The sequence below is a fragment of the Lysinibacillus sp. RU7 genome (assembly GCF_057837305.1).
Genome location: NZ_JBYQFK010000285.1, coordinates 1 through 240 on the forward strand (window position 1 = coordinate 1; position 240 = coordinate 240).

Annotated in this window: 1 protein-coding gene; it reads right to left on the reverse strand. The window is 70.4% G+C overall.

Going from position 1 to position 240, the window contains the following annotated elements:
• On the reverse strand, positions 1-240 hold a 240-nt coding region (locus AC3II9_RS22420), incomplete at both ends, for a hypothetical protein (RefSeq protein WP_489158977.1).

Consider the following 240-nt stretch of genomic DNA (forward strand, 5'->3'; position numbering starts at 1 on the left):
CGATGTGGAGGCGATGCCGCCCAGCTTCATGTGCGCGGCGAACCGGTCCTCGGCGAGCGACGGGTCGCTGGCGGGTAGCACGGCGAGACCCGCGCGGATCGTCGCAGCCGCCTCGTCGATCTGCCCCATACGAAATTTCGCGCCGCCCTTGCGGACCATCGCGATCGCCCAGGTCCGGCTGCCCGGCTTGACCTGATCGATAATCCGGTCCCACGCGGCCAACGCCGCCGCCGAGTCCTG